Genomic DNA, 21346 nt, shown 5'->3' with positions numbered 1-21346 from the left:
CTCGGACTAACGTTCGTGTCACCTTTGTGGACGAGGAGTGCGCATGGACTTCGATCTTGGCGAGCAGGCGGCCGCCCTGCGGACCAGACTGCGCGCCCTGATCGCTGAGGCCATCCCCGAGGACTATCTCGGGGCCTTCACGAACGACCCCGCCGATCTCGAGGTGGCCCAACAGTTCTGCCAACGGCTCGCCCGGGAAGGCCTCCTCACCATTGCCTGGCCTACCCACTACGGCGGCGGAGGAGGGTCGATGTGGGACCAGACGGTGGTGCGAGAGGAGATGTGGGCCCACCACGAACCGCGTGGCGCGCAGTACATGGGCCTCAACTGGGTGGGCCCGGCCATCATGGCCTACGGCACCGAAGCCCAAAAGCAGCAGCACCTCTCCGCCATCGCGGCCGGGACGGTGATCTGGTGCCAGGGGTTCAGCGAACCCGACGCCGGGTCAGACCTGGCCTCGCTCACCACCCGGGCCAGTGTCGACGGCGACGGCTACCGCATCAGCGGACAAAAAATCTGGACGTCCTACGCCGGGATGGCGCAATGGTGCGTACTGGCGGCGCGGGTGGGGTCTGGGGAGCGTCACGAGGGCATCACGATGTTCCTTCTCCCGATGGATGCACCGGGCATCACCGTGCGGCCGATTCGTTCGATGCTGGGTTATCACCATCTCAATGAGGTGTTCTTCGACAACGTGGCGGTCGGACCCGACGCGGTGCTGGGGGGCGTGGGCGAGGGCTGGGCCGTGATCCGCCGGGCCCTCGCCCACGAACGCGTGGGCATCGCCCGTTACGCCCGTTGCGAACGACTCCTCTCGGCCCTCGGCGCGGCTCTCGCCCCCCATTGGGACGACCTGCCAGCGTCGCTGCAGGGACAGTGGGCCAAGGCCCTGGTGCAGGTACGGGTGGCTCGACTACTCGCCTACCGCACGGTGCATGCCCAGGCCACCGGCGAGGTTCCCGACGTCCTGGCGTCCTCCGCCCGCATTGCCGTTACCCAATGCGACCAGGCGGTGGCCGAAGTGCTCTGCCAGGCCGTGGAGGAACGAGCCCTGGAAGCAGGACCGACCGCCCCGTTGCACGGCGCCATCGAGGACCACTGGCGCTACGCCCAGGCCGCCACCGTGGCGTCGGGCACCATCGAAGTGCAGCGCATGATCGTGGCCAAGGCCCTGCTGGGACCGCGGGCATGAACCCGGTCCTGCCTACCGAAGCGATCGAGTTCGCCGCCACCGCGGCCAAATCCTTCGCCGCCCTCGGCGGGGTGGATGCCGCCCGCCGAGCCGAGGAAGAACCGGCCCGTCGTGAAGGCGAGGTGACGGCCGCCCTCGCCGCCATCGGAGCCGAGGACCTCGACCCGCGCGCCAACCCCGACTCCCTGGCGGCCGCGGCGGCCCTGTGCGAAACCGCCGGCACAGTGGCCCTGCCGTTCCCGCTGGTGGGCACCCTGCTGCGCGATCGTCAACAGCGCCCCTTCGCCGTGGTGCCCGAGGGCATCTGGCGGGTCGACCACGGCGACTTATTCCCGCAGTGGCGGGTGGCTTCGCTCACCGGCGGCGACACCATCGCCGCCGCTAACGCCGCCCCCCTCGGCAGTCGCCTCGGGCCGTTTGTCACCGACCTCCACGCGCTCGACCGCCCGACCGGCGACCCCCGCCACCTCGACGCCACCCCTCACCCCGATCTCGCCATCCACCTCACGCTCACCGCCTGGCACATCCTGGGCACCACCGGCCGGGCGCTGGAGTTGGCGGTGGAACACGTGCAGGGCCGGGTGCAGTTTGGCAAACCCATTGCGGCGTTCCAATCAGTGCAGTTCCAACTGGCGGACTGTTCCGTGGCGGTGGCGGGGCTGCGGGAGTTGGCCTGCTTCACGCTGTGGCGCTTGACCGCCGCCCCCGACGACGCGCTGACCGACGCCCTTGCCCTGCGCCTGCACGCCATCGACGTAGCCCGCACGGTGCTCCGCACCACGCAACAACTCCACGGCGCCGCCGGAGTGTGCGACGAGTACGACATTTGTGTGCTGATCCGCCTCGTACAACCCGCCCTGCGCTTACCCTGGGGCGCCGAGCGCACCACGGCGGCCCTCGCCGAGGCCATCGCCCGCCACGGCTTCGAGGGCCTCTTTCCCCAGGGTACGGCGCCGCGGTGACCACCTTCGAGGGACCCCCGCTCGCCGAGTTCCCCGGGATCGGTGCCCTCACCCTCGGGGGGTTCCTAGAGGAGGTCACCCTCCGCTTCGCCCCCCACGAGGCCCTCGTGTTCGACGATCCGATGCGCAACGGCGCCACCCTCCGGTGGACCTACGCCGAGTTGGGTCGTCAGGCCCACCGCGTGGCCCAGGGCCTGCGGGCCGCCGGGGTGAAACGGGGCGACGCGGTGGGCATCTTGATGGGCAACCGCCCCGAGGCGGTGGCGGGGATCTTCGGGGCCGCCCTCGCCGGGGCGATCGCGGCGCCGTTGTCTACCTTCGCTCCCCGAAGTGAGTTGGCTCTCATGCTTCGCCGGGCGCAGGTACGGGTGGTGCTCACCCAGGACCGCCTACTGCAGCGGCGCTTCGGTGACGACCTCGACGCGCTCCGGGCCCAACTCCCCGACCTCACCACGGTGGCGGTGGTGGGCACCCCGTCCTGGGATGGCTTTCTGACCGCCCCGCCCGATCCGGCGGCGGCGGCCGAGGCGGTGACCCCCGACGATCCTGCCGTGGTGATCTTCAGTTCCGGGACCACCAGCGTCCCCAAGGGGATGCTGCACGCCCACCGGGCCCCCACCCTGCAGTTCTGGGTGCAGGCGCAAATCTTTGGTCGTCACCCGGCCACGCGGATGTGGACAGCCCTCCCGCTGTTTTGGACCGCCGGTTTCAACACCGCCATGGGCTCCACCCTCGCCGCCGGCGGGTGCTGGGTGATGCAAGAGACCTTCGAACCCGGCGCCGCGCTGGCCCTGATGGAACGAGAGCGGGTGACCGAGCCCTACTCGCTCCCCCACCAGACCGCCGCCTTGGCGGAGCATCCGGCGTGGGCCACCACCGACCTGTCGTCGCTCACCTGCGTATTCGGCAAGAGCGCCTTCGCCCACCATCCCCGCGTCACCGGCGACCCCACCTGGATGATGCCGGTGGGCTACGGACTGTCCGAGACCTGCGCGTTCTTCGTGAGCCACTGGTGCACCACGCCGCGCCCCCTAACCAAGCAGAGCATGGGTCGGCTTCTCCCCGGGAACCGCCTGCGCATCGTGGACCCTGATTCCGCTCGGGTGCTCGGCGTGGACGAAGAAGGCGAGTTCGCGGTCGCCGGTCCCACCCTTTTGCTGCGCTATCTCGGCGAAGCCGACGGGGCCAGCCTGGACGCCGACGGGTTCTTCCACACCGGCGACGCCGGTCACGTGGACGCCGAGGGGTACGTGCACTTCTCCGGTCGGCGCACCGAGATGATCAAAACGGGCGGGGCCAACGTGTCTCCCGCCGAGATCGAGGTGCAGCTACGGGCGATGCCGGCGGTGAAATTGAGCCGCATCGTGGGGATACCGGACCCCCGTTTGGACCAAGTGGTGGTGGCCTGCATCACCCTGAAGGACGGCGCCCAGGCCAGCGCCGAGGACATCCGGGCCTTTCTCAAAGACCGGGTGGCGGCCTACAAACTGCCCCGGCACGTCCTGTTCTTCGCCGATGGCGAGATCCCCATGACCGCCAGTGCCACCAAGGTGCGCGACGACGCCCTTCTCGCCCTCGTGCAGCACCGCCTCGTTATCGATCCTATCCCCACCACCCCCGGAGCCCCATGAGCCGCGCTGAAGATTCCCCCACCCTGGATGTGTCCGACCTCGACCAGTACATGGGCGTACCCATGGAACCCGGCGAGCTCAAAGAACCCGTGGCCACCAACGACATCCGTCGCTGGGTGCAGGCCATGCACTATCCGAACCCGCTGCACTACGACGAGCGCTGGGCGGCGGCCAGCCGCTTCAATTCCATCGTGGCGCCCCAGTCCTTCACCGTGGCCTGCGACACCAGTCACGGCTGCTCTCCGGCCCAGGTGGGTTTGATCCCGAATTCGCATCTGATCTTCGGCGGCGACGACTGGTGGTTCTTCGGGCCCCGGGTGCGCCCCGGCGACCGGATGGTGTGCCATCGGATGCCCTACGACTACCGGGTCACCGACACGAGTTTCGCCGGACCAACCTGTTTCCAGCGCGGCGACACGCTCTACATCAACCAACGCGGCGAACGGGTGGCCCAGCAACGATCCACCGCCATCCGCTACCAGGTGCGCGAGGCCAAGGAGAAGAAGTTGTTCTCCGAGCCCACCGAGCCGGAATGGACCGATGACGCTCTCGCCGACCTGGAGCAACAGAAACTTCCCTTCATCGACCAGATCCAACAACTGCAGCACCAACCGCGCCCCTTCGAAAGCGTGCAGATTGGCGATGCCCTCGCCAGCAACGTCATCGGGCCACACAGCCTCGCCACTTTCACCACCGAGTGGCGGGCGTTCCCCATGACCACCTGGGGCGCTACCGCCAAAGGCCCCACCACGGTGCGGGCGGAGGCGCTCGGCTACACGAAGGAGATGGCCGGCTTCGAGGGTGATCGCCGCATGGAGCGGGTGAACCCCGAACTCACCGATGGCGCCTACTACGGCCCGTCGCGCGGCCACCTGCAGCCCCGCTGGGCCCAGCACGTGGGGATGCCCAGGGGCTACGGCTACGGCGCCTCGATGGGGGCGTGGATCATCGACTACGTGGCGGCCTGGGCCGGTGAGTGGGGCGCGGTGACGCACTCCTCGGCGCAGTACCGCCACCCGGCCTTCACCGGGGATGCCACCTTCTTCGCCGGCGAGGTGGTGGACAAGCGCGTGGAGCGCCGGCGACGCCACCTCGCGGTGGTGAAGGTCGAACTCAGGAACCAGGACCACACGGTGATGGCCAAGGCCACCGTCGACGTCGAACTCCCCTCCGAGGCCACGCCGTGAGTTCGCGCGTGATTCTCTCCACTGCCCCGCTGCGGGGCCCGGGGCTCGACACCTTGCGGGGCCTCGGTGAGGTGATCCTCGACCCGTGGATCGAGCAGCGTCCGTTGCGCATCTACAACGCCGAACAGTTCGCCGAGCGCGCCGCGGCGGTGGGAGCGAGCGTGGTGATCTGCGAGGCCGACCAGTGCCAGGGCCCGGTGCTCGACCTACCCCTCGAAGCCATCGGGGTTACCCGCGGTGATCCCACCAACGTGGATGTGGCCGGGGCTACCGCGAAACACATCCCGGTGCTGCGGGCTCCGGGCCGCAACGCCGACGCCGTGGCGGAACTCACCGTGGGGCTATTGCTGGCGGTCACCCGAGGCCTGGTGGCCGCCGACCACGACGTGCGGACCGGCGAGGTGTACCGCGATGGGACCATCCCCTACCAACGGTTCCGGGCCTGGCAGTTAGCGGGCCGGACCGCCGGGCTGGTGGGCCTGGGCGCGGTAGGACGAGCCACCCGTTGGCGCCTGGAAGGCCTCGGCATGGTGGTCATCACCGCCGATCCGTTTGCGACCGATGCGTCCCACACCCTCGAGGACCTTCTGGCCGAAGCCGACGTCGTATCCATGCACGCGGCCGTCACTCCCGACACGGTGGGGCTCATCTCCGCCGAGCAGATCGCCCGTATGCGACCAGGGGCGGTGTACGTAAACTCGGCCCGCGCTGGCCTCCATGATCTTGATGCCCTCACCGCCGCTCTACTCTCCGGCCATCTCGCCGCCGCCGCCCTCGACCATTTCGATGGCGAACACCTCGCCGCCACCCATCCGTTGATGACGATGGACAACGTGCTGCTCACGCCCCACATCGGCGGGGCCACCTACAACACCGAGACGAACCACACGACCATGATCGCCGATGGCCTGGTGGCCGTGTTGCGCGGCGAAGCCCCGTCTAACCTCGTGAACCCGGAGGTCCTCCACCGTGGCTGACACCACCGCCTCACCCACCACCACCCGCGCCGCCGTGCTGGCGGCGGCCAAGAAAATGCTGGCCGAGGGATTGGTAGAGGGCACCTCTGGCAACATCTCCGGGCGGCTACCCGACGGTTTGGTCTGCCTTACCCCCTCGTCGGTCTCCTACGAAGCGATGCGGCTCGAGGACCTCGTGGTGGTCGGCCTCGACGGCACGGTGGTGGAGGGCACCCGGGCCCCCACGACCGAGAAGGACCTGCACCTTGCCGCCCTGCGGCGCTACCCGGAACTCGGGTCGGTCATCCACACGCACGCGGTCTACGCCACCATGTTCGCCCTGGCCCACGAACCCATCCCGGCGGTCATCGAAGAAGTGGTGGTCTACCTGGGCGGCGACGTTCCCTGCTGCGCCTACCGCGGGACCGGCAGTGTGGCCCTCGGCGATGAGGTGGCCGACCACCTTGCGGAGCGTGGCGCCACCCTCCTCGCGAACCACGGCCTCGTCACCTGTGCCGCCTCCCCCGAGAAAGCCCTCCACAACGCGGCGCTGGTGGAACGCACCGCCAAGATCATCTGGGGGGCGCGGGCCATGGGCGCCACCATCCACCCGCTACCCGACTCGGTGAACCGCGACATGGCCGGGGTGTACACCTACCTCCGGGGGAACCCGTGACGCGCCCAGACCAGTCGGGAACGCCGAGAGGATGACGCCCGTCTTCAACGAAGAAGACCGAGCGGCTATTGCGACGGCGATGGATGCGCAGGTGCCCGGGGCCGCCGCTCTCGGGTCGGTGGAGTATGTGGAACAACTCCTTACCGCCTTGGATCACGATCCCCCGCGCCTGTGGGCCGCCCCGGGCGATTGGGCCGGGGAGGGCCCGGCGTGGCTGGAACTGGGGCCGTGGGAGCGCCAGGCCTGGACGCAGCGCCTCAGCGAAGTGCGAGCCGTGTATCAACGCGTGAGTGACGGTGAGGCCACCCCCGCCGATGAGCGCGTGGTGCACGCCCATGCGTGTGAAGCCACCTACGGCGACCCCGCCTACGGTGGCAACCGCCACGGCGGCGGCTGGCAGCGGATCGCCTTTCCCGAACCGCTCTTCCCCCCCACCCGAGCACCCCAATGACCGACTGCGATGTGGTGATCGTGGGTTCCGGACCCGGCGGGGCCACCACCGCCGAGGTGCTCACCCAGGCCGGGTGGTCGGTGGTGATCCTGGAAAAAGGCCGCAACCACCTCCTCGATCTCACCCCTCCCTTCGCCTCCCGGCGCCACTTCGCCAACGACGAAGTGGCCGCCACCCGACGTCACCTCCTTGGACCCGACCCCTACCTCGAGCCCCGCACCTACCGCCGCGACGAAACCGACGGCGATCGGATGCTCGTGGGGGAGGTGAACAACCTGCCCTCCACGGTGGGCGGCGGCGGCGTGCACGCCGACGCCAAACTGCCGCGCTTCCGTGAGGAGGACTTCCACCTGCGCAGCACCCGCGGCCCCATGCCGGGAGCGGCGGTGGAGGACTGGCCGGTGCAATACGACGACCTCGAAGCGCACTACGCCGCCGTGGAGATCAGCTTCGGGGTGGCCGGCGAGGCCGGGACGAATCCTTTTGCCGCCCCCCGCCGCAACGATTTTCCGATGCCGCCGGGGCCCGACATGCCCATGGCGGTGGTATCAGCCGCCGCCGCCCGCCGGGCCGGGTTTCATCCCTACCGTGCCCCGAGCGGGGTCAACAGCGTGCCCTACGACGGTCGCCCAGCATGCATGGACTGCGGGTTCTGTGGGGGCTACGGCTGTCCCATCGAGGCCAAGGGCGATCCCGTAGCCGCCCTCCGGCGGGCCCTGATCACCGGGCGTTGTGAACTCCGCCCGGAGGCCTTCGTGACCGATGTGCTCCGGCGGGCCGACGGGCGGCGGGCCACCGGCGTTCGCTACCTCGATCTCACCGGCTACCCCACCCCACCGGTGCGGGAGGTCCATGCCCGCGAGGCGGTGGTGTTGGCCTGCGGGGCCTTCGAGACGCCGCGTCTCCTCCTGCGCACCGGGTTGGGCGGCGACCTCGTGGGACGCTTCCTCACCAACCACTTCCAGACGTTCACGGTGGGCATCTTCCCCGAGCCCACCGGCGGCGAGCGCGGCCGCAGCGTCACCCACCTCCACGATGATCTCATGATCGATACGCCCGCCCTGCGCGCGGCGGCGCAGAGCGCAGGCCTGCCGTGGCTTCGCGGCGGTGTCGTGGAACACGGGTCGGGACCCGGTCCCATCGACGAAGCCTCCACCTATTCCGCCGGGGCGGCCCATCTCGAAGCGATGACCAACAGCGCCCTGCGGCGACGGATCTGGGCGTTCACCATGCAAGGCGAGGACCTGCCCCAGGCCCACAACCGCCTCGACCTGGACCCGTCGGTACGCGACGCCTGGGGCTTCCCCGCCGGACGCGTCACCTACGCGCCGCATGCCCATGAGCGAGCCGCCTCGGCCTACGCGGCGCCGTTGCACGAGGCGATCATGCGCGATGCCGGGGCCCAGGCGGCCTTCTCGGCCACCTCACCCCCGCAGGGCGACCTCACCCTCCATGCCACCTTGGGTCCGCTCGGCATTGCGCCGGCGAGTCGTCACGTGATGGGCACCGCCCGCATGGGCACCGACCCCGCCACCTCGGTGGTGTCGCCCGAACAACGCCTGTGGGAGGTGGACAACGTGCTCGTGTGCGACTCGTCGGTGTTCGTGACCTCCGCGGGCTACAACCCCACCTTGACCCTGGCCGCTCTCGCCCACCGCGCCGCCACCCTCCTCAGCGGAGGAAAGCCATGACCTCTAGTGTGAGACCCATGGGCCCGGTTCCGCTTCGCATGAACGCCGCCGTGCTGCAAGGACCGGGCCAACTGCAGGTAAGCGACGTGGCCGTGCCGCCCCTGGGTGCTCAGGACGTGCTCGTGAAGATCGACCTCTGCGGGGTGTGCGGCAGCGACCTCCACATGGTGCTCGACGGGTGGGGCCAGCGCGGCAGTTGGCAGGGCCATGAGTGGACGGGCACCGTCCTGGCGGTGGGCCCGCAGGTACAACGATGGCAGCCCGGTGATGCGGTGGTGGGTGGTCCTCCCATCCGGTGTGGCACCTGCGCCAGTTGCGTGGCCGGCCGACCCGCCCTGTGTGCCCAACGCGATACCCCCGGCATCGGCCCCGAGCAGGGGGCCTTCGCCACCTACAAGGTGAGCCCCGAAGGAGAGTTGCTGGCGCTACCGGTCGATCTCGATCCCCGCGCCGCCACCCTGGCCGAGCCGCTCGCGGTGGCCCTCCACGGCATTCACCAGTCCGGTATCGGGGTTGATCAACGGGCGTTGGTCCTCGGCGCAGGCCCCATCGGCGCGCTCACCATTGCCGCGCTGCGGGCCCGCGGCATCCACCACGTAGTGTGCGCCGAACCCACCGAGCGCCGCCAAGCCCTCGCCCGCGCCGTGGGCGCCAGTGAGGTGTGCCACCCTCGTGATCTCGTGGTGCCCACCATCGCCGAACCGGGCCTCATCGTGCCCGGGGCCGTGGATGTCGTGCTCGAATGCTCCGGGAAAGCCGCCGCCATGGAAGCCGGCCTGGCCCAACTCGTGCGCGGCGGCACCCTCGTGCTGGTGGGGGCGGGGATCGAATCGCCCCGCTTCGATCCCAACCGCATCCTGCTCAACGAACTGATCATCACCGGGGCGTTCACCTACAGCGACAACGGCTTCACTGAGGCCCTGAGCCTGCTGGCTTCCGGGGCCCTGCCCGTTGACGAACTGCTCGAACCCGACCTCGTACCTCTCGACGGACTCCTCGACGCCATGCGAGGCCTGGCCGAGGGACGCCTCGCCGGAAAGGTCCTCGTGCGCCCATGAGCGGCCCCCTGTTTGCCAAACCGCCCCGCTTGAACCACGTGGCCCTGTCGGTAGCCCCCGAAGCCCTCGACGATGCCGGGCGCGCCGACCTGGTGGCGTTTTACGGAGACGTCTTCGGATTCGAGGAGTATCCGCAACTCACCGAGGACCGGGCCCGCCTCGTGCTGCGCGCCCATACCCACGAGCAGTTCGTGTTCCTCATCGCCACCCCCAACCCCATGGTGGCCCCCCGCCTCGACCACTTCGGCCTGTCGGTGTCGTCGAAGGCCGAGTTCGACGAGGTCTACGCCCGAGCCGCCGCCTGGCGTGATGCCCATCCTGGCGAGGTGGACCTCATCGAACCGACCGTGGAGGAATACGTGGGCGCCCTTGCCCTCCACTCCTTTTACCTGGGGTACCGATTGCCCCTCATGGTGGAAACCCAGTTCTTCGACTACCTCTTCTAACGCCCTGGACCCGGGTGCCTCAGGCCCTCTCCACCGCCGCCGCACTCAGCCCCCGAAAGCGCCGATAGCGCCCCTCCGCCGCCTCTACCCAGGGGGGGTTTGGTTCCACGATGCGGGCGGTGGTGGCCCAGCGCGACGCATCGGTCATCGACGATTCCAGTCCGGCCACGCACCGGGCCACGAAGGCGCTGCCCAGCGCCGCCCCCTCGGGCACGGCGGCCACCGCCACGGGCAGGTTGGTGCAATCCGCCAGCGCCTGCATCCACGGCTCCACCTGGGTACCGCCGCCGGTGGCCACGATGCGTTGGGGCACCAGGCCTGCCTCGGCAGCCAGATCGAGGTGGTGACGCACCACGAAGCCGGCCGCTTCGTACGCCCCCCGCAGGAGATGCTCCGGGCCGTGCTGGAGACCCACGTCATGCACCGAGACGCGCAGGTCGCGGCGGTGCAGGGGGGTGCGTTCTCCGCGCACATAAGGAAGCCAGACCGGAACCTCGGCCGGGGCCACCTCACCTACCCGAGCCGCCGCCGAGGGTCCGAGCCACCGCCGGACCCGATCGAGGAACAGGCCACCGGCGTTGCTCGGACCGCCGATGAGGGATAGGCCCGCCGCGGTGTGCGGAATCGTCCAGAGGCCCGGAACCGTCCGCTCCTGCTCCAGCACCCCCCAGGTGATCATGGTGGTGCCGCAGAGCACGAGCACGTCACCAGGATGATCGGCACCCGCCACCAACTGTTCGGCAAGGGCGTCAATGGCTCCTCCCCCCACGAGCGCTCCCGCCGCCGTCCCGCCTTCACCAATCCGGCCCACCGGAGCCACCCCGGCGACGATCCCGGGCAACGTGGCCGGGTCGGCTCCGGCGGCGGCCGCCATGGCGGAGTCCCACCCCACGAAGTCAAACAAGGGGTGGGCGGTCATCGCCGTGGTGGTGTCGATGGCCCCCCGGCCGGTGAGGGCATGGTTGGCCACCGCCTGGGCCGGCCAGAATCCGGCGGCGTGGGGGTTGGTGGCGGCGTGCCAGGCCAGAAAGGCCAGGAACTCGCCGCTGTCGCCCGGGTTGGCTGAATCCACGGTGGCGCGTTCACCTCGATGATCCCCGTAGAGCAGACCCGGGCCGGCGGCGGAACCATCGGCGTGTACCGCCCCCAGCGAGGGGACCATGGCCGACACGTTCACCGCCGCCACGTCTCGTCCGGTCGCCACCGCCGCGAGGGCGCCCAGCACGTTGGTGCGCCATGCCTGGTCGATGTCGTGCTCGAAGGCACCCGGGGTGGGGGTGCGGATCTCGTGGGGCACCCGGGCTCGGGCCAGGATCACCCCGTCGCCGGTCACCGCCACCGCCTTCACCGACGTCGTGCCGATGTCGAGACCCACGGTGATGTCGCTCACGCCTTCTCCCCCTATGGCCGAACCCCCCGCGCTGCGCGAGCGGACTGCGGCCGGGAGCGTACGCCGTCTTCGAACACGCGTCTCATCTCTCTTGCTACGGTCATACCGCCGCCGCCCGGTGGGGCTCACCGATCGGGGGACGACGACGAAAGCACTGGTGTTCGGCACCCGTCCCCAGGCGTGGACCGCCCCCGCCACCTCAGCGCTCGAGCCCCAGAGTCCCGACACACTGACCCATGCAGGGTCCGACGCCAGCCAGGCTGGGCGGGCTCAGCTCTCGGGTTCTTCGCCTTCGGGGAAGTAGCCCCAGAGACCGGAGAACCGCGTGCCGCCCTTGCGCGTGTAGGCGACGCTGGCGGGCGAGTGCAGCGGATCGCCCGGGTACGGGCCGAGGTAGTAGTGCCCCACGGCCACGCCGGTGCCCACGCCGGCGAGACCGGGCGGGTCACAGTCGAGGTACGTGCGCCACCACTTCTCCGAGAAGAACAACGCGCAGTAGTCGAGGAAGACGTACTCATCGATGAACAGGTAGCCCTTGTCAACGATGTGGGGCCAGAGCTCCTTGACACAGGTATGGAGGCTCGCCTGGTAGTCGACGTCGAGGAAGCACAAGGCGATGGGCGTGTCATGGTGAGGGAGGATGTCCTCGAACCAGCCCTTGCGGAACGTGCACCGCTCGATCACCCCGAAGCGGCGAACATTGTCCTTGACGACATCCAGGTCGGCGCGAAGGAAGCCCTCGCTAGCCTCTGAGGCGTACTTGTCGTCTGCCTCCGCCTTGGGCAGGCCTTCGAACGAGTCGTAGACGATGAGCTCGCGGTTGACGATCTCGCACACGAGCGACAGGTTGGCGGTCGCGCCGCCGAGGTAGCACCCGCACTCGACCACCGCGCCTGAGACTTGAGGCGACAGCTCTAACAGCTTCGCTGCCATCGCGAGGTGCGCGCGGTACGAGGTGAGGGTGACGAGTCGTTGCGTGTTTCGGTAGATGCGCCAGCCCAACCGGAACCGCCGGCGCCAGTTCAACTCGTACGAGGGGTGGATCCGGCCGCCTCCGAGCAGGAAGAAAATGGCGAACGGCAGCGACAAGCGCTCATAGGCGGACCGCGCGAACCGAATGTGACGGGGTGCGGGCTCGACCTCAAACAGCTTCGACCCCTTCTTCATCCGCTTCGTCCCATGGTCGAACCCTACGCGCCCGTCCCCTGCCCATCGCGATCTGGGCCCCGACGAGCGCACGCCGTCTTCGAACACGCGTCTCATCTCTCTTGCTACGGTCATACCGCCGCCGCCCGGCGGGGCTCACCGATCGGGGGACGACGATGAAAGCGCTGGTGTTCGGCACCCGTCCCCAGGCGTGGACCGCCCCCGCCACCGACAACCCCCTGGTGCACAACCTCGCCGCCTCGCCGTGTGCGCTGCTCGACGTGCCCGACGCCGTGCCCCTGCGCCCGGATTGGTATGTCATCAGGCCAATCCTCACCGGCATCTGTGGCTCAGACTCCAAGCAGATCCTCCTCGACTTCGAAGGCGACCAAGACAGCGCCATGAGCGGCCTCTGTTCCTTCCCGCAGGTGCTCGGCCATGAAGTGGTGGCGGAGGTGGTGACCGCCGGCCCGCAGGCGAAAGGGTTCGAACTGGGCCAACGGGTGGTGCTCAACCCGTGGCTCTCGTGTGGCCCGCGGGGAATTTCGCCACCTTGCCCGGCGTGCGTGATGGGCGACTACAGCCTCTGTTGGAGTTTCACCGCCGGCGAGATCAGTACGGGGATCCACACCGGAACCTCCCGCGATGCCACCGGTGGCTACGCCGAGTTGATGCCGGCGCACTCATCGATGCTCTTCGCGGTGCCCGACGCGGTGGACGACGCCCACACCATCTTGGCCGACCCGTTCGCAGTGTCGCTCCATTCGATCACCCGGCATCCTCCGCCCCCCGGCGGCCGGGTGCTCGTGTGGGGGGCCGGGGCGTTGGGCTCGGCCGCCGTCGCCATACTGAGGGCCCTCTACCCCGAGGTGGAGGTGGCGGTAGTGGCCCGCTTCGATGCCCAGGCCGACCTGGCGCAGCAACTCGGCGCCACCGTCGTGTTCCGACTCGGTTCCCAACTCGAACTGGTGGAGCAGTTGGCGCAGTGGTCCGGTGGTGTCTTGGCGCCCACCCTGGACGGGCTCGGTGGCCTCCCCATGTGTCACCCCGGGGGCATCGATGTGGTGTACGACACCATCGCCAAACCCGAGACCCTCGAAGTGGCCGTTCGGGTGCTCAAGGCGCGCGGTACGTTGGTGAAAAGTGGTGTGCACGCCCCCGGACGATGGGAGTGGAGCCCGCTCTACTTCAAGGAGATCTCCCTGGTTGGGTCCAATGCGTTCGGGATCGAGGAAGTGGAGGGAGTGCGCCAACACGGCCTTGAGCACTACCTCGACCTCGTGGTCGACGGGCGGGTAGACCTCACCGGATTAGTTACCCACACCTTCGGCCTGTCGGAGTGGCAGGAGGCCTTCTTCACCATCGCCGACCAAGAACACACCGGCGCTATCAAGGTGGCCATCGACCCCTCATGCTGATCCCATGACCACCCTCCTGCACCCCCTCACCGCCGACGAGATCGGCGTGGCCGTGGCCGCTGTGCGAGCCACCGGCCGGCTAGGCGAGGCGGCCCATTTCTCCACCATCACCCTCGACGACACCCGGGGCCTCACCCAGCGACAGGCCCGTCTGATCATCGTGCCGGGCCCGGAGACGGTGCTCATTGAAGCCACCGTGGCCCTTGCCACCGCGGCGGTGGTGGCCTGGATCGAACACCCTGGGGCGGTGCCGGCACTCGGGTTCGAGGAGGCCTTCAATGCCATTCTGGCCCTCCACGACCACGCAGGATTCCGCGCCGCCCTTGCGGCGCGGGGCATCACCGACCTCACCGGCTTGCAGGTGGACCCGTGGCCCACCGGGAACTTCGGCCTAGCGGCCGAGGAAGGTCGGCGGGTCGCCCGCTGCATCTGTTACTACCGAGACCAGCCTGATGACAACGGGTATGCCCGTCCCATCGAGGGTCTGTTGATCCATGTCGACATGGCCCGGGGCGAGGTCCTCGAAGTAGTGGACCTTGGGATCAGCCCGCTGCCCGAGGCTCCGGGGCGTTACCGCGCCGAGGACCACGCGCCGGCCCGCGCCGATCTCCGCCCGCTTTCGATCACCCAGCCCGACGGTGTGAGTTTCACCCTGGAGGGCAACGAGTTGCGGTGGCAGCGGTGGTCGCTGCTCGTGAGCCTCGACCCACTCGAAGGCATTGTGCTGCACGAGGTGACCTACGACGGCCGGTCCATCCTGCGGCGGGCCTCGGTGAACGAAATGGTGGTGCCCTACGGCGACCCCACCCCCGGCCACAACTGGAAAAACGCCTTCGATGTGGGTGAGTGGGGGCTGGGCCGGATGGCCAACAGCCTCACGCTGGGTTGCGACTGTCTCGGGGAGATTCGCTATCTCGATGCCGTCTTGGCCGACCAACGCGGACACGCCACCACCTTGCCCAACGCCATCTGTATCCATGAGGAGGATGTAGGAATCCTGTGGAAGCACGTGGACCTGCTCACTGGTCATGTGGAGGTGCGGCGCAAGCGTCGACTGGTGGTTTCCTCCATCGCCACCGTGGGCAACTACGACTACGGCTTCTACTGGTACTTCCATCTCGATGGCTCACTGGAACTCGAAGTGAAGCTCACCGGGATCCTCTCCACCAAGGCTCTTCCCTCCGAGCGGTGTGAAGCCTTCGCGCCCCCGGTTGCCCCCGGCCTCGCCGCCCCGGTGCACCAGCACTTGTTCTGCGCCCGGCTCGATATGGCGATAGACGGCCCTCGCAACGAGGTCTACGAACTGAACGTGGATCCCCTCCCTCTCGACGCCGACAACCCGTTGCGCAACGGTTTTGCTCCCTCTGCGACCCGGCTGGATTCGGAACAGCAGGCCCAACGCGTGACCGACGCCAGCCGCAGTCGGTCCTGGCGGATCGTCAATCCGTCAGTCACCAACGCGTTAGGCACGCCGGTGGCCTTCAAGTTGCTCGCCGGGCCCTCCCCCACCCTGCTCGCCTCCGAAGGTTCCAGCATCGCCGCCCGGGCCGCCTTCGCCACCAAGAACCTCTGGGTCACCCCGTACACCCCCGACCAACGGCGGGCGGCGGGCGACTTCCCCAATCAGCATCCGGGAGGGGCGGGCCTGCCGGCGTGGACGGCGGCCGACCGCTCCCTCGTAGATACCGAAGTGGTGGTGTGGCACACCTTCGGGGTGACCCACATCCCGCGCCCGGAGGATTGGCCGGTGATGCCGGTGGAGACCTGCGGCTTCCAACTGATTCCCGCCGGGTTCTTCGATCGCAACCCGGCCCTCGACGTGCCCCCGCCGGACCACTGCCACTAACCCACGATCACGAGGGGGGTTCCTCACCGGCGGCGTGGTCGAAGATCTTGGCCACCAACCGCGCTTCGGCGTCTTCGGTCGGTCCCTGCCAGATCACCGTGCCGTGCTCGAGAAGCACCACGCGATCGCACAACGCCAAGGCATGGGAGATCTGTTGTTCCACGATCAGCAGGGCGGTGCCTTCGGATCGGAGCCGGGCGAGGTCGTTATAGATCTCGTCCACGATGATCGGTCCCAACCCGAGCGAGAGTTCATCGGCCACCAGTAGCCGGGGCGCTTCCACCAGGACCCGAGCCATGGACAGCATGCGCTGCTCCCCCCCGGAAAGATCGCCGGCGAGCATGCGGCGCCGACGTGCCAAGGATGGAAACTGGGTGAAGGCCTGATCCAAAGCCGGGGCAACGCCCCGGCGCCCCTTGGACTGTCGGAACGACAGGCGCAGGTTCTCCTCCACTGACAACGTGGCAAACACGGAGCGTCCTTCGGGCGCGTGGGCCACCCCGGCGCGAGCGAAGCGAAACGTTGCCGCCCCCGTCATCTCGGTGCCATTGACCCACACCGAACCCTCCGAGGGCGGAATCAAGCCGGTGGCCACGCGCGCCACGGTGGTCTTGCCTACGCCGTTGGCGCCGAGCAGTGCCACCGCTTCACCGGGCCGCACCGACAGGGAGACATCGAAGAGCGCATGGAATGGTCCGTAGCCCGCCGACACACTCCGCAGATCGAGAATCGGTGTCATGGGTCATCCCTCTTGACACTCCCGAGGTACGACTCGCGCACGATGGCGCGCTCGAGTACCTCGGCGGTGGGTCCATCGGCAATCAGCGTGCCGAAGTCGAGCACATAACACCGCTGCGTGAAGGCCGCCACGAACTCCACGTCGTGCTCCACCAACAAGATGGCGAAGCCCTGCTCCCCCTGCAGGTCGCGCAAGGTGGCCGCCAGATCAGCCGTCTCCTGACGATCCAGACCCGAAGATGGCTCATCGAGCAACAGGATGCGCGGGTGGGTCATCAAGGCCCGCCCCACCTCCACCAACCGCCCTTGTCCCAAACTCAGTTGCTCGATGGGTTCGTCGGCCAGCTCGCCCAGTCCGAGTCGTTCCAACACGGCATCACAGGCCTGCAACTCATCGGCCTTGGGCCGGCCACGGCCCAAGAGGTCTTTCCAGAGCGATCCGTTGCCCCGGCGCACCCGCTCGGCGATGAGCAGATGCTCTCGCACGGTGGACTCGGTGAAGAGTTCAATGCGCTGGAACGAACGGCCGATGCCCCGCCGCGCCCGCAGGTGCACCGGCAAGGAAGTGATGTCGTCGCCCGCCAGTCGCACCGACCCCGCATCAGGAGCCAGCAGGCCGAGGATGCAGTTGAACAGCGTGGTCTTACCGGCGCCGTTGGGCCCGATGAGGCCGACGCGCTCGCCCTCGCCCACCTGCACGGTCGCGTCCCTGAGCGCGCCGATCCCGGCGTAGGACTTGGAAATGCCTCTGGTCTCGAGGATGGGGGTCACGGCACCGACTCCTCCGCTACGGGAGCATCCGGCTCGGGTGGCGGCGCGGCCGGGGAGCCACGCAGTCGGGCCATGATGGCCTCGACGCGGCGGTGGGCCCGACGCGTGTTGAACTCCACGAGCCCTTCGGGGTGACGGGCAAACTGAATGGTGCCGAGGCCGAAGATGATGAAGCGCCATTTCGGCGAGATTGGGAAGATGCCCGGGATGCGATCGGTATTCCGGAAGATCCACCCGAACACCGCCCCCCGCAGCACAATCGCTTCGAACAGCGCATAGGCGGCCCCGGCTTGGGCGGCCCCTTCCACGGTGCGGGATCCCAGCGACACCACCAGCACCAGCCAGAACAGGGCGGCAAAAGGAGAGAAGTTGAGGGTGTAGTTGACGTTTTCCTGATGCATGGTGAGCATCGCTCCCCCGAGGCCGGCGAGGAACCCCGACAGTGCAAAAGCCATCACCCGGGAGCGAGCGGGGGAAATGCCAATGGACTGTGAGGCCAACTCGCTACCCCGCAAGGCCCGCAGCGTGCGACCGGTGGTGCCCTCGCGGATCTGGATGACCGCCAACGAGGCGACCAGGAACACCACTAGGGCCAGCACCAGGAATGCTTTGTCGTTGCCGAGGTCCCATGGCCCAATGGTGGGGCGCGGCACGCGCGTGCCTTGCAGCAACGAGGTACCGCCGCCGCCGACCCAGGGCAGTTTCACCATCACGGCATCGAAGAAGAAGGCGAAGGCAAGGGTGGCGATCGCCACCCAGACGCCCCCGAGGCGCCGGATCGGCAACGACAACAAGGCCGCGCAGGCCGCCGCCACCCCCGCCCCGATCAGCGCCGCTACCAACACCGATGTGCCGTAGCGATCGCTGAGTTGGAACACGGTGAAACCGCCGATGGCGGCAAAGCTCCCCTGGCAGAGCGAGATCTGCCCGGCCAGCCCGGTGATCACGGTGATGGATAAGAAAAGGGTGGCAAGGATCACCGATTGCGTGACGAGAAAGAGCCAACTCACGTCGGCTTGGGTGAACACCACCAAGCCAACCGTGAGAAAGAACACCACCGCAAACACCCGCGTGGCCACGGTGAGGCCGGCACTGCGCTCATGGGAGGCCAGCGACGGTGGTGGCGGGTCTACCCCCGAGAGCGGGTCGGCCTGTTCCTTGGTGGCCCGCACCGCCGGCCACAGCACCAGGAGGGCAAACAACACGAGGAAGGGCACCGCCGGGGCCACGTTGTCCTGAATGGGAGCGAGGATCGGATACGACAGCGCCCACGCGGGGAGAAACGTGTTGGCGAAGGCGATGAACACCCCCAAGCCCAAGCCGCCCGCCAAGGCTCGCGGCAGGCTTATCAGGCGGCCCACGGCGGCAGCGGCGATAGCCACCACCACCAGGTTGAAGAAATCTGGGGCCGCCAGCGTGTTGAAGCGCGGGGCAATCAGTACCCCGGCCAGGCCGGCGAACACACTCGACAGCGCCCAACTAAAGGCCGAGACACGGTCGGCCTGGATGCCGTTCAACTCGGTCATACGCGGGCTCTCCACCACCGCTCGCATCTGGAGCCCGATGCCCGAGAACCGAAACAGGGCCGCTAGACCCAGCATCACCACCACGGCCACGCCCATCGCCATCAACTCGTCGCGGCTAAAGGCGTAGACGCCCACGGGTTGGTAGAACACGCTGGCCCCGCCGGGGATGATGCCCGTGGGGGTCTGTCCGGCCACCGGTTCGAAGCCGACCAGCACGTCGAAGAGACTGGGAATCGCCACCGTCAGCCCGATGGCCACCACCAACTTGGCCACCGAGGAACTCGTGCGAAGGTGGCGAAAGATCAGCCGCTCCAGGATGAGTCCTAGGACGGGGGCCAGAATAAACACCGACACCAGCAAGGCGGGCAGGATCCCCCAGCCCCACTCCAGTCGGGCCTGGAAGTACAGGGCCGCCGACACGTACGCCTGTGCCCCGAAGGCCAGGTTGAACACACCGCTGGTCTTGTAGGCCAGCACGAACCCGATGGCGATCAGGGCATAGACCGAGCCGGGGGGCAGGCCCTGGAGAAAGGCGCGGGATAGGTCCTCCCCCAGTGCCGTGGCGAGGACCATCAACGGACCGACCTGATGGGGATCAGCCGAATGCCGCGGGCTTCGGTTCGGACCAAGCGAGGTCTGATCCGCTCCAGCACAACCCGGGCTCGGCGACCGGCCCCACGGTCTCGAAGACCCCGTCCACGACCTTCACGAGCACGGTGCATTCATCCGCATCGTTGGCGCTGCGCGTCGCGTTGGTGTAAGGCACATGACTCACGGTCCAGTCGACCGGCATGAGGAGGCCACCGGCATCGAAGTCGGTCATGGCATTGGTAGCGGCGGTAACTTTTTCGCGATCAAAGTTGGGGCCGGCGGCGAGGAGGCCATCGAAGGCCTGCGTGGCGTTGATCCAGCCCACCATGGCCATTTCGGATGGTTCGTCGCCCTGCTTCTTCATCCACTCGAGAAACTCGGTGAGACTGCTGTCGCCGGGATCGCTTTCGAAGGGCCGGAACTGGACGGTCACATAATCGCCCTCAAAGAGGCCGTCCGCCTCGGTCACGAAGGACTGGCTGTAGCTATTGGGGTGATAAAGCACCACGTCGTCCATCCCCTGCCGGGCTAGTTCCTGGGCGAGGGATTTCATGCCGTTGAGGTCGATGCAGGTGGAGATGAAATCCACCCCCGCTTTCTTCATGGCGGTCACCTCGGGAGCAATCCCGTTGGGAAGCCCGAAGGCGAGATCGTCGTTGGTGTAGACGATATCCACCCCGGTGTCGGGTTCGTACTTCTCAATGGCCTTGGCCACGGTCTGGGCGCAGACCTTGGAATTCTCGCTCACCCCGTAGCCCAACGAGGCGGCGTGCCGGGCGCCGGAGGATTTAGCGGCGTAGGGCACCGATCGAGTGGGGCAGTCCTGGCACCGCACCGGCAGGCTGGGCCAGATGTGCATTCGGTTGGCGGCTTCAGTGGCGTTGATGCCCCATGCGTAGGTAGGCACACCCGCATCATCGAGCGCCCCCCACCCGGTGGCGAGGAGGGTGGCCTGGAACACGCCGAAGTCCTGTTCGGCGGAAATCACTTCGAGGGCTCGCACCTGGTTCTGGCCGAGTTCGTCATCGAGTACGTCCCGCACCACTAGGTCTCGGCCGTAGATGCCCCCGAGGGAGTTCTGGTAGGCGAAGTAGGCCTCCACCCCGGCCGCGTAGCAGTCGAGGATGCAACTGCCGAGGGGGTTGTTGCTCTTGGTTCCCACCACGGCGTACGCGATCTCGTCGTCGCTTACCCCGGGCACACCGGAGATCGACACGAACTCATCGCGGTCGCTATTGGCCGTACCCGCACCGGAATCGCTCGCCGCGGTGCTAGCGGGGCTGGCATCGTCGCTTGAGTTTCCACAAGCCGCCATCACCAGCCCGACGATTAACGCAACTCCAACGTTTCTCACGGATCGCGACACGGTTCCCCCCGAGGTGTGATCGATGCCATCGAAGTACATGACACGACTGTTCGAAATCCCGACAGTAACGCGCCCGGGAGTCTCGTGCTGGTCGCGGCAACCTTCAGTTATCCACCACACGAATAGCCCGCTCGGGGCAGTTGCGCAGACCCTTGAGCGCCTCGGCTTCCAATCCGATCGGCACCTCGACGGCCACGCTGACGCAATAGCCGTCGTCGTCGCCCACAAAGACCTCCGGGGCGAGGGAGTAGCAACGGCCGTGACCGGTGCACAGCGTGGTGTCCACCGCGATCCGCATCGTCGC

19 protein-coding genes are annotated in these 21346 nt (G+C 68.1%); 12 read left to right on the top strand and 7 right to left on the bottom strand.

What is annotated here, in order from left to right:
• Window positions 1-43: 43 nt before the first annotated feature.
• Genes EXQ71_10850 through EXQ71_10805 form a run of 10 tightly spaced genes read left to right on the top strand, consistent with a single transcriptional unit; the run spans window position 44 to window position 10250 of the window.
• Window positions 44-1192, top strand: coding sequence for an acyl-CoA dehydrogenase (locus tag EXQ71_10850; protein MSO87997.1), 1149 nt, complete (start codon window positions 44-46; stop codon window positions 1190-1192).
• Window positions 1189-2154 (top strand): acyl-CoA dehydrogenase, encoded by a 966-nt coding sequence (locus EXQ71_10845; protein ID MSO87996.1) that lies wholly within the window; start codon window positions 1189-1191, stop codon window positions 2152-2154. The genes EXQ71_10850 and EXQ71_10845 overlap by 4 nt, the downstream gene beginning before the upstream one ends.
• Window positions 2151-3785, top strand: coding sequence for a long-chain fatty acid--CoA ligase (locus EXQ71_10840; protein ID MSO87995.1), 1635 nt, complete (start codon window positions 2151-2153; stop codon window positions 3783-3785). The genes EXQ71_10845 and EXQ71_10840 overlap by 4 nt, the downstream gene beginning before the upstream one ends.
• Window positions 3782-4972, top strand: coding sequence for a hypothetical protein (locus EXQ71_10835; GenBank protein MSO87994.1), 1191 nt, complete (start codon window positions 3782-3784; stop codon window positions 4970-4972). The genes EXQ71_10840 and EXQ71_10835 overlap by 4 nt, the downstream gene beginning before the upstream one ends.
• Entirely contained in the window at window positions 4969-5949 is a 981-nt protein-coding gene (locus EXQ71_10830; protein ID MSO87993.1) for a 3-phosphoglycerate dehydrogenase, read from the top strand. The genes EXQ71_10835 and EXQ71_10830 overlap by 4 nt, the downstream gene beginning before the upstream one ends.
• A gap of 55 nt (window positions 5950-6004) precedes the next feature.
• The gene (locus tag EXQ71_10825; GenBank protein ID MSO87992.1) at window positions 6005-6604 is read left to right on the top strand and encodes a fuculose phosphate aldolase; all 600 of its coding nucleotides are present in this window, start codon (window positions 6005-6007) and stop codon (window positions 6602-6604) included.
• A gap of 31 nt (window positions 6605-6635) precedes the next feature.
• Window positions 6636-7055: a hypothetical protein gene (locus EXQ71_10820; GenBank protein MSO87991.1), complete on the top strand. Its 420-nt coding sequence runs from the start codon at window positions 6636-6638 to the stop codon at window positions 7053-7055.
• Window positions 7052-8746, top strand: a complete 1695-nt coding sequence (locus tag EXQ71_10815; GenBank protein ID MSO87990.1) for a GMC family oxidoreductase — start codon at window positions 7052-7054, stop codon at window positions 8744-8746. The genes EXQ71_10820 and EXQ71_10815 overlap by 4 nt, the downstream gene beginning before the upstream one ends.
• Window positions 8743-9804 carry a hypothetical protein gene (locus tag EXQ71_10810; protein MSO87989.1) on the top strand — a complete coding sequence of 354 codons (1062 nt, stop codon included), beginning with the start codon at window positions 8743-8745 and terminating at the stop codon, window positions 9802-9804. The genes EXQ71_10815 and EXQ71_10810 overlap by 4 nt, the downstream gene beginning before the upstream one ends.
• Window positions 9801-10250, top strand: coding sequence for a hypothetical protein (locus EXQ71_10805; GenBank protein ID MSO87988.1), 450 nt, complete (start codon window positions 9801-9803; stop codon window positions 10248-10250). The genes EXQ71_10810 and EXQ71_10805 overlap by 4 nt, the downstream gene beginning before the upstream one ends.
• 19 nt (window positions 10251-10269) lie before the next feature.
• Here the strand turns inward: EXQ71_10805 and EXQ71_10800 are convergent, their stop codons facing one another.
• Together EXQ71_10800 and EXQ71_10795 are read right to left on the bottom strand one after the other, a co-directional pair.
• Entirely contained in the window at window positions 10270-11640 is a 1371-nt protein-coding gene (locus EXQ71_10800; GenBank protein MSO87987.1) for a xylulose kinase, read from the bottom strand.
• Between the two features lie 270 nt (window positions 11641-11910).
• On the bottom strand, window positions 11911-12921 hold the full coding sequence (locus tag EXQ71_10795) for a hypothetical protein (GenBank protein MSO87986.1): 1011 nt from the start codon (window positions 12919-12921) through the stop codon (window positions 11911-11913).
• A 41-nt stretch (window positions 12922-12962) separates the two neighbouring features.
• On the opposite strand from EXQ71_10795, the gene EXQ71_10790 reads away from it, so the two are divergent.
• Both EXQ71_10790 and EXQ71_10785 read left to right on the top strand, forming a co-directional pair.
• Window positions 12963-14204, top strand: a complete 1242-nt coding sequence (locus EXQ71_10790) for an oxidoreductase (GenBank protein ID MSO87985.1) — start codon at window positions 12963-12965, stop codon at window positions 14202-14204.
• Between the two features lie 4 nt (window positions 14205-14208).
• A complete protein-coding gene (locus EXQ71_10785) occupies window positions 14209-16050 on the top strand; it encodes a primary-amine oxidase (GenBank protein ID MSO87984.1) in 1842 nt (613 codons plus the stop codon).
• A 7-nt stretch (window positions 16051-16057) separates the two neighbouring features.
• Here EXQ71_10785 and EXQ71_10780 read toward each other — a convergent pair whose 3' ends face one another.
• The 5 genes from EXQ71_10780 to EXQ71_10760 form a co-directional block, all read right to left on the bottom strand.
• Window positions 16058-16789 (bottom strand): ABC transporter ATP-binding protein, encoded by a 732-nt coding sequence (locus EXQ71_10780; GenBank protein MSO87983.1) that lies wholly within the window; start codon window positions 16787-16789, stop codon window positions 16058-16060.
• Window positions 16786-17559: an ABC transporter ATP-binding protein gene (locus tag EXQ71_10775; protein ID MSO87982.1), complete on the bottom strand. Its 774-nt coding sequence runs from the start codon at window positions 17557-17559 to the stop codon at window positions 16786-16788. Before EXQ71_10775 ends, EXQ71_10780 begins: the two co-directional genes overlap by 4 nt.
• Window positions 17556-19658 (bottom strand): ABC transporter permease, encoded by a 2103-nt coding sequence (locus EXQ71_10770; protein ID MSO87981.1) that lies wholly within the window; start codon window positions 19656-19658, stop codon window positions 17556-17558. Before EXQ71_10770 ends, EXQ71_10775 begins: the two co-directional genes overlap by 4 nt.
• Window positions 19659-19680: 22 nt before the next feature.
• Window positions 19681-21081, bottom strand: coding sequence for a branched-chain amino acid ABC transporter substrate-binding protein (locus EXQ71_10765; GenBank protein ID MSO87980.1), 1401 nt, complete (start codon window positions 21079-21081; stop codon window positions 19681-19683).
• A gap of 64 nt (window positions 21082-21145) precedes the next feature.
• Window positions 21146-21340: a ferredoxin gene (locus tag EXQ71_10760; GenBank protein ID MSO87979.1), complete on the bottom strand. Its 195-nt coding sequence runs from the start codon at window positions 21338-21340 to the stop codon at window positions 21146-21148.
• Window positions 21341-21346 lie beyond the last annotated feature (6 nt).

This window comes from Acidimicrobiia bacterium, assembly GCA_009694375.1.
Taxonomy (GTDB): domain Bacteria; phylum Actinomycetota; class Acidimicrobiia; order Acidimicrobiales; family VFJN01; genus VFJN01.
Note: the sequence above shows the minus strand (reverse complement) of the source record. Positions and strands in the feature narration are given on the sequence as shown.

Coding starts and splice junctions, on each gene's coding strand:
- EXQ71_10760 (MSO87979.1), bottom strand. CDS start 21,340: ATGCGGATCGCGGTGGACACCACGCTGTGCACCGGTCACGGCCGTTGC.
- EXQ71_10820 (MSO87991.1), top strand. CDS start 6,636: ATGACGCCCGTCTTCAACGAAGAAGACCGAGCGGCTATTGCGACGGCG.
- EXQ71_10835 (MSO87994.1), top strand. CDS start 3,782: ATGAGCCGCGCTGAAGATTCCCCCACCCTGGATGTGTCCGACCTCGAC.
- EXQ71_10845 (MSO87996.1), top strand. CDS start 1,189: ATGAACCCGGTCCTGCCTACCGAAGCGATCGAGTTCGCCGCCACCGCG.
- EXQ71_10850 (MSO87997.1), top strand. CDS start 44: ATGGACTTCGATCTTGGCGAGCAGGCGGCCGCCCTGCGGACCAGACTG.
- EXQ71_10805 (MSO87988.1), top strand. CDS start 9,801: ATGAGCGGCCCCCTGTTTGCCAAACCGCCCCGCTTGAACCACGTGGCC.
- EXQ71_10770 (MSO87981.1), bottom strand. CDS start 19,658: ATGGTCCTCGCCACGGCACTGGGGGAGGACCTATCCCGCGCCTTTCTC.
- EXQ71_10785 (MSO87984.1), top strand. CDS start 14,209: ATGACCACCCTCCTGCACCCCCTCACCGCCGACGAGATCGGCGTGGCC.
- EXQ71_10795 (MSO87986.1), bottom strand. CDS start 12,921: ATGACCGTAGCAAGAGAGATGAGACGCGTGTTCGAAGACGGCGTGCGC.
- EXQ71_10780 (MSO87983.1), bottom strand. CDS start 16,789: ATGACACCGATTCTCGATCTGCGGAGTGTGTCGGCGGGCTACGGACCA.
- EXQ71_10810 (MSO87989.1), top strand. CDS start 8,743: ATGACCTCTAGTGTGAGACCCATGGGCCCGGTTCCGCTTCGCATGAAC.
- EXQ71_10815 (MSO87990.1), top strand. CDS start 7,052: ATGACCGACTGCGATGTGGTGATCGTGGGTTCCGGACCCGGCGGGGCC.
- EXQ71_10825 (MSO87992.1), top strand. CDS start 6,005: ATGCTGGCCGAGGGATTGGTAGAGGGCACCTCTGGCAACATCTCCGGG.
- EXQ71_10790 (MSO87985.1), top strand. CDS start 12,963: ATGAAAGCGCTGGTGTTCGGCACCCGTCCCCAGGCGTGGACCGCCCCC.
- EXQ71_10765 (MSO87980.1), bottom strand. CDS start 21,081: ATGTACTTCGATGGCATCGATCACACCTCGGGGGGAACCGTGTCGCGA.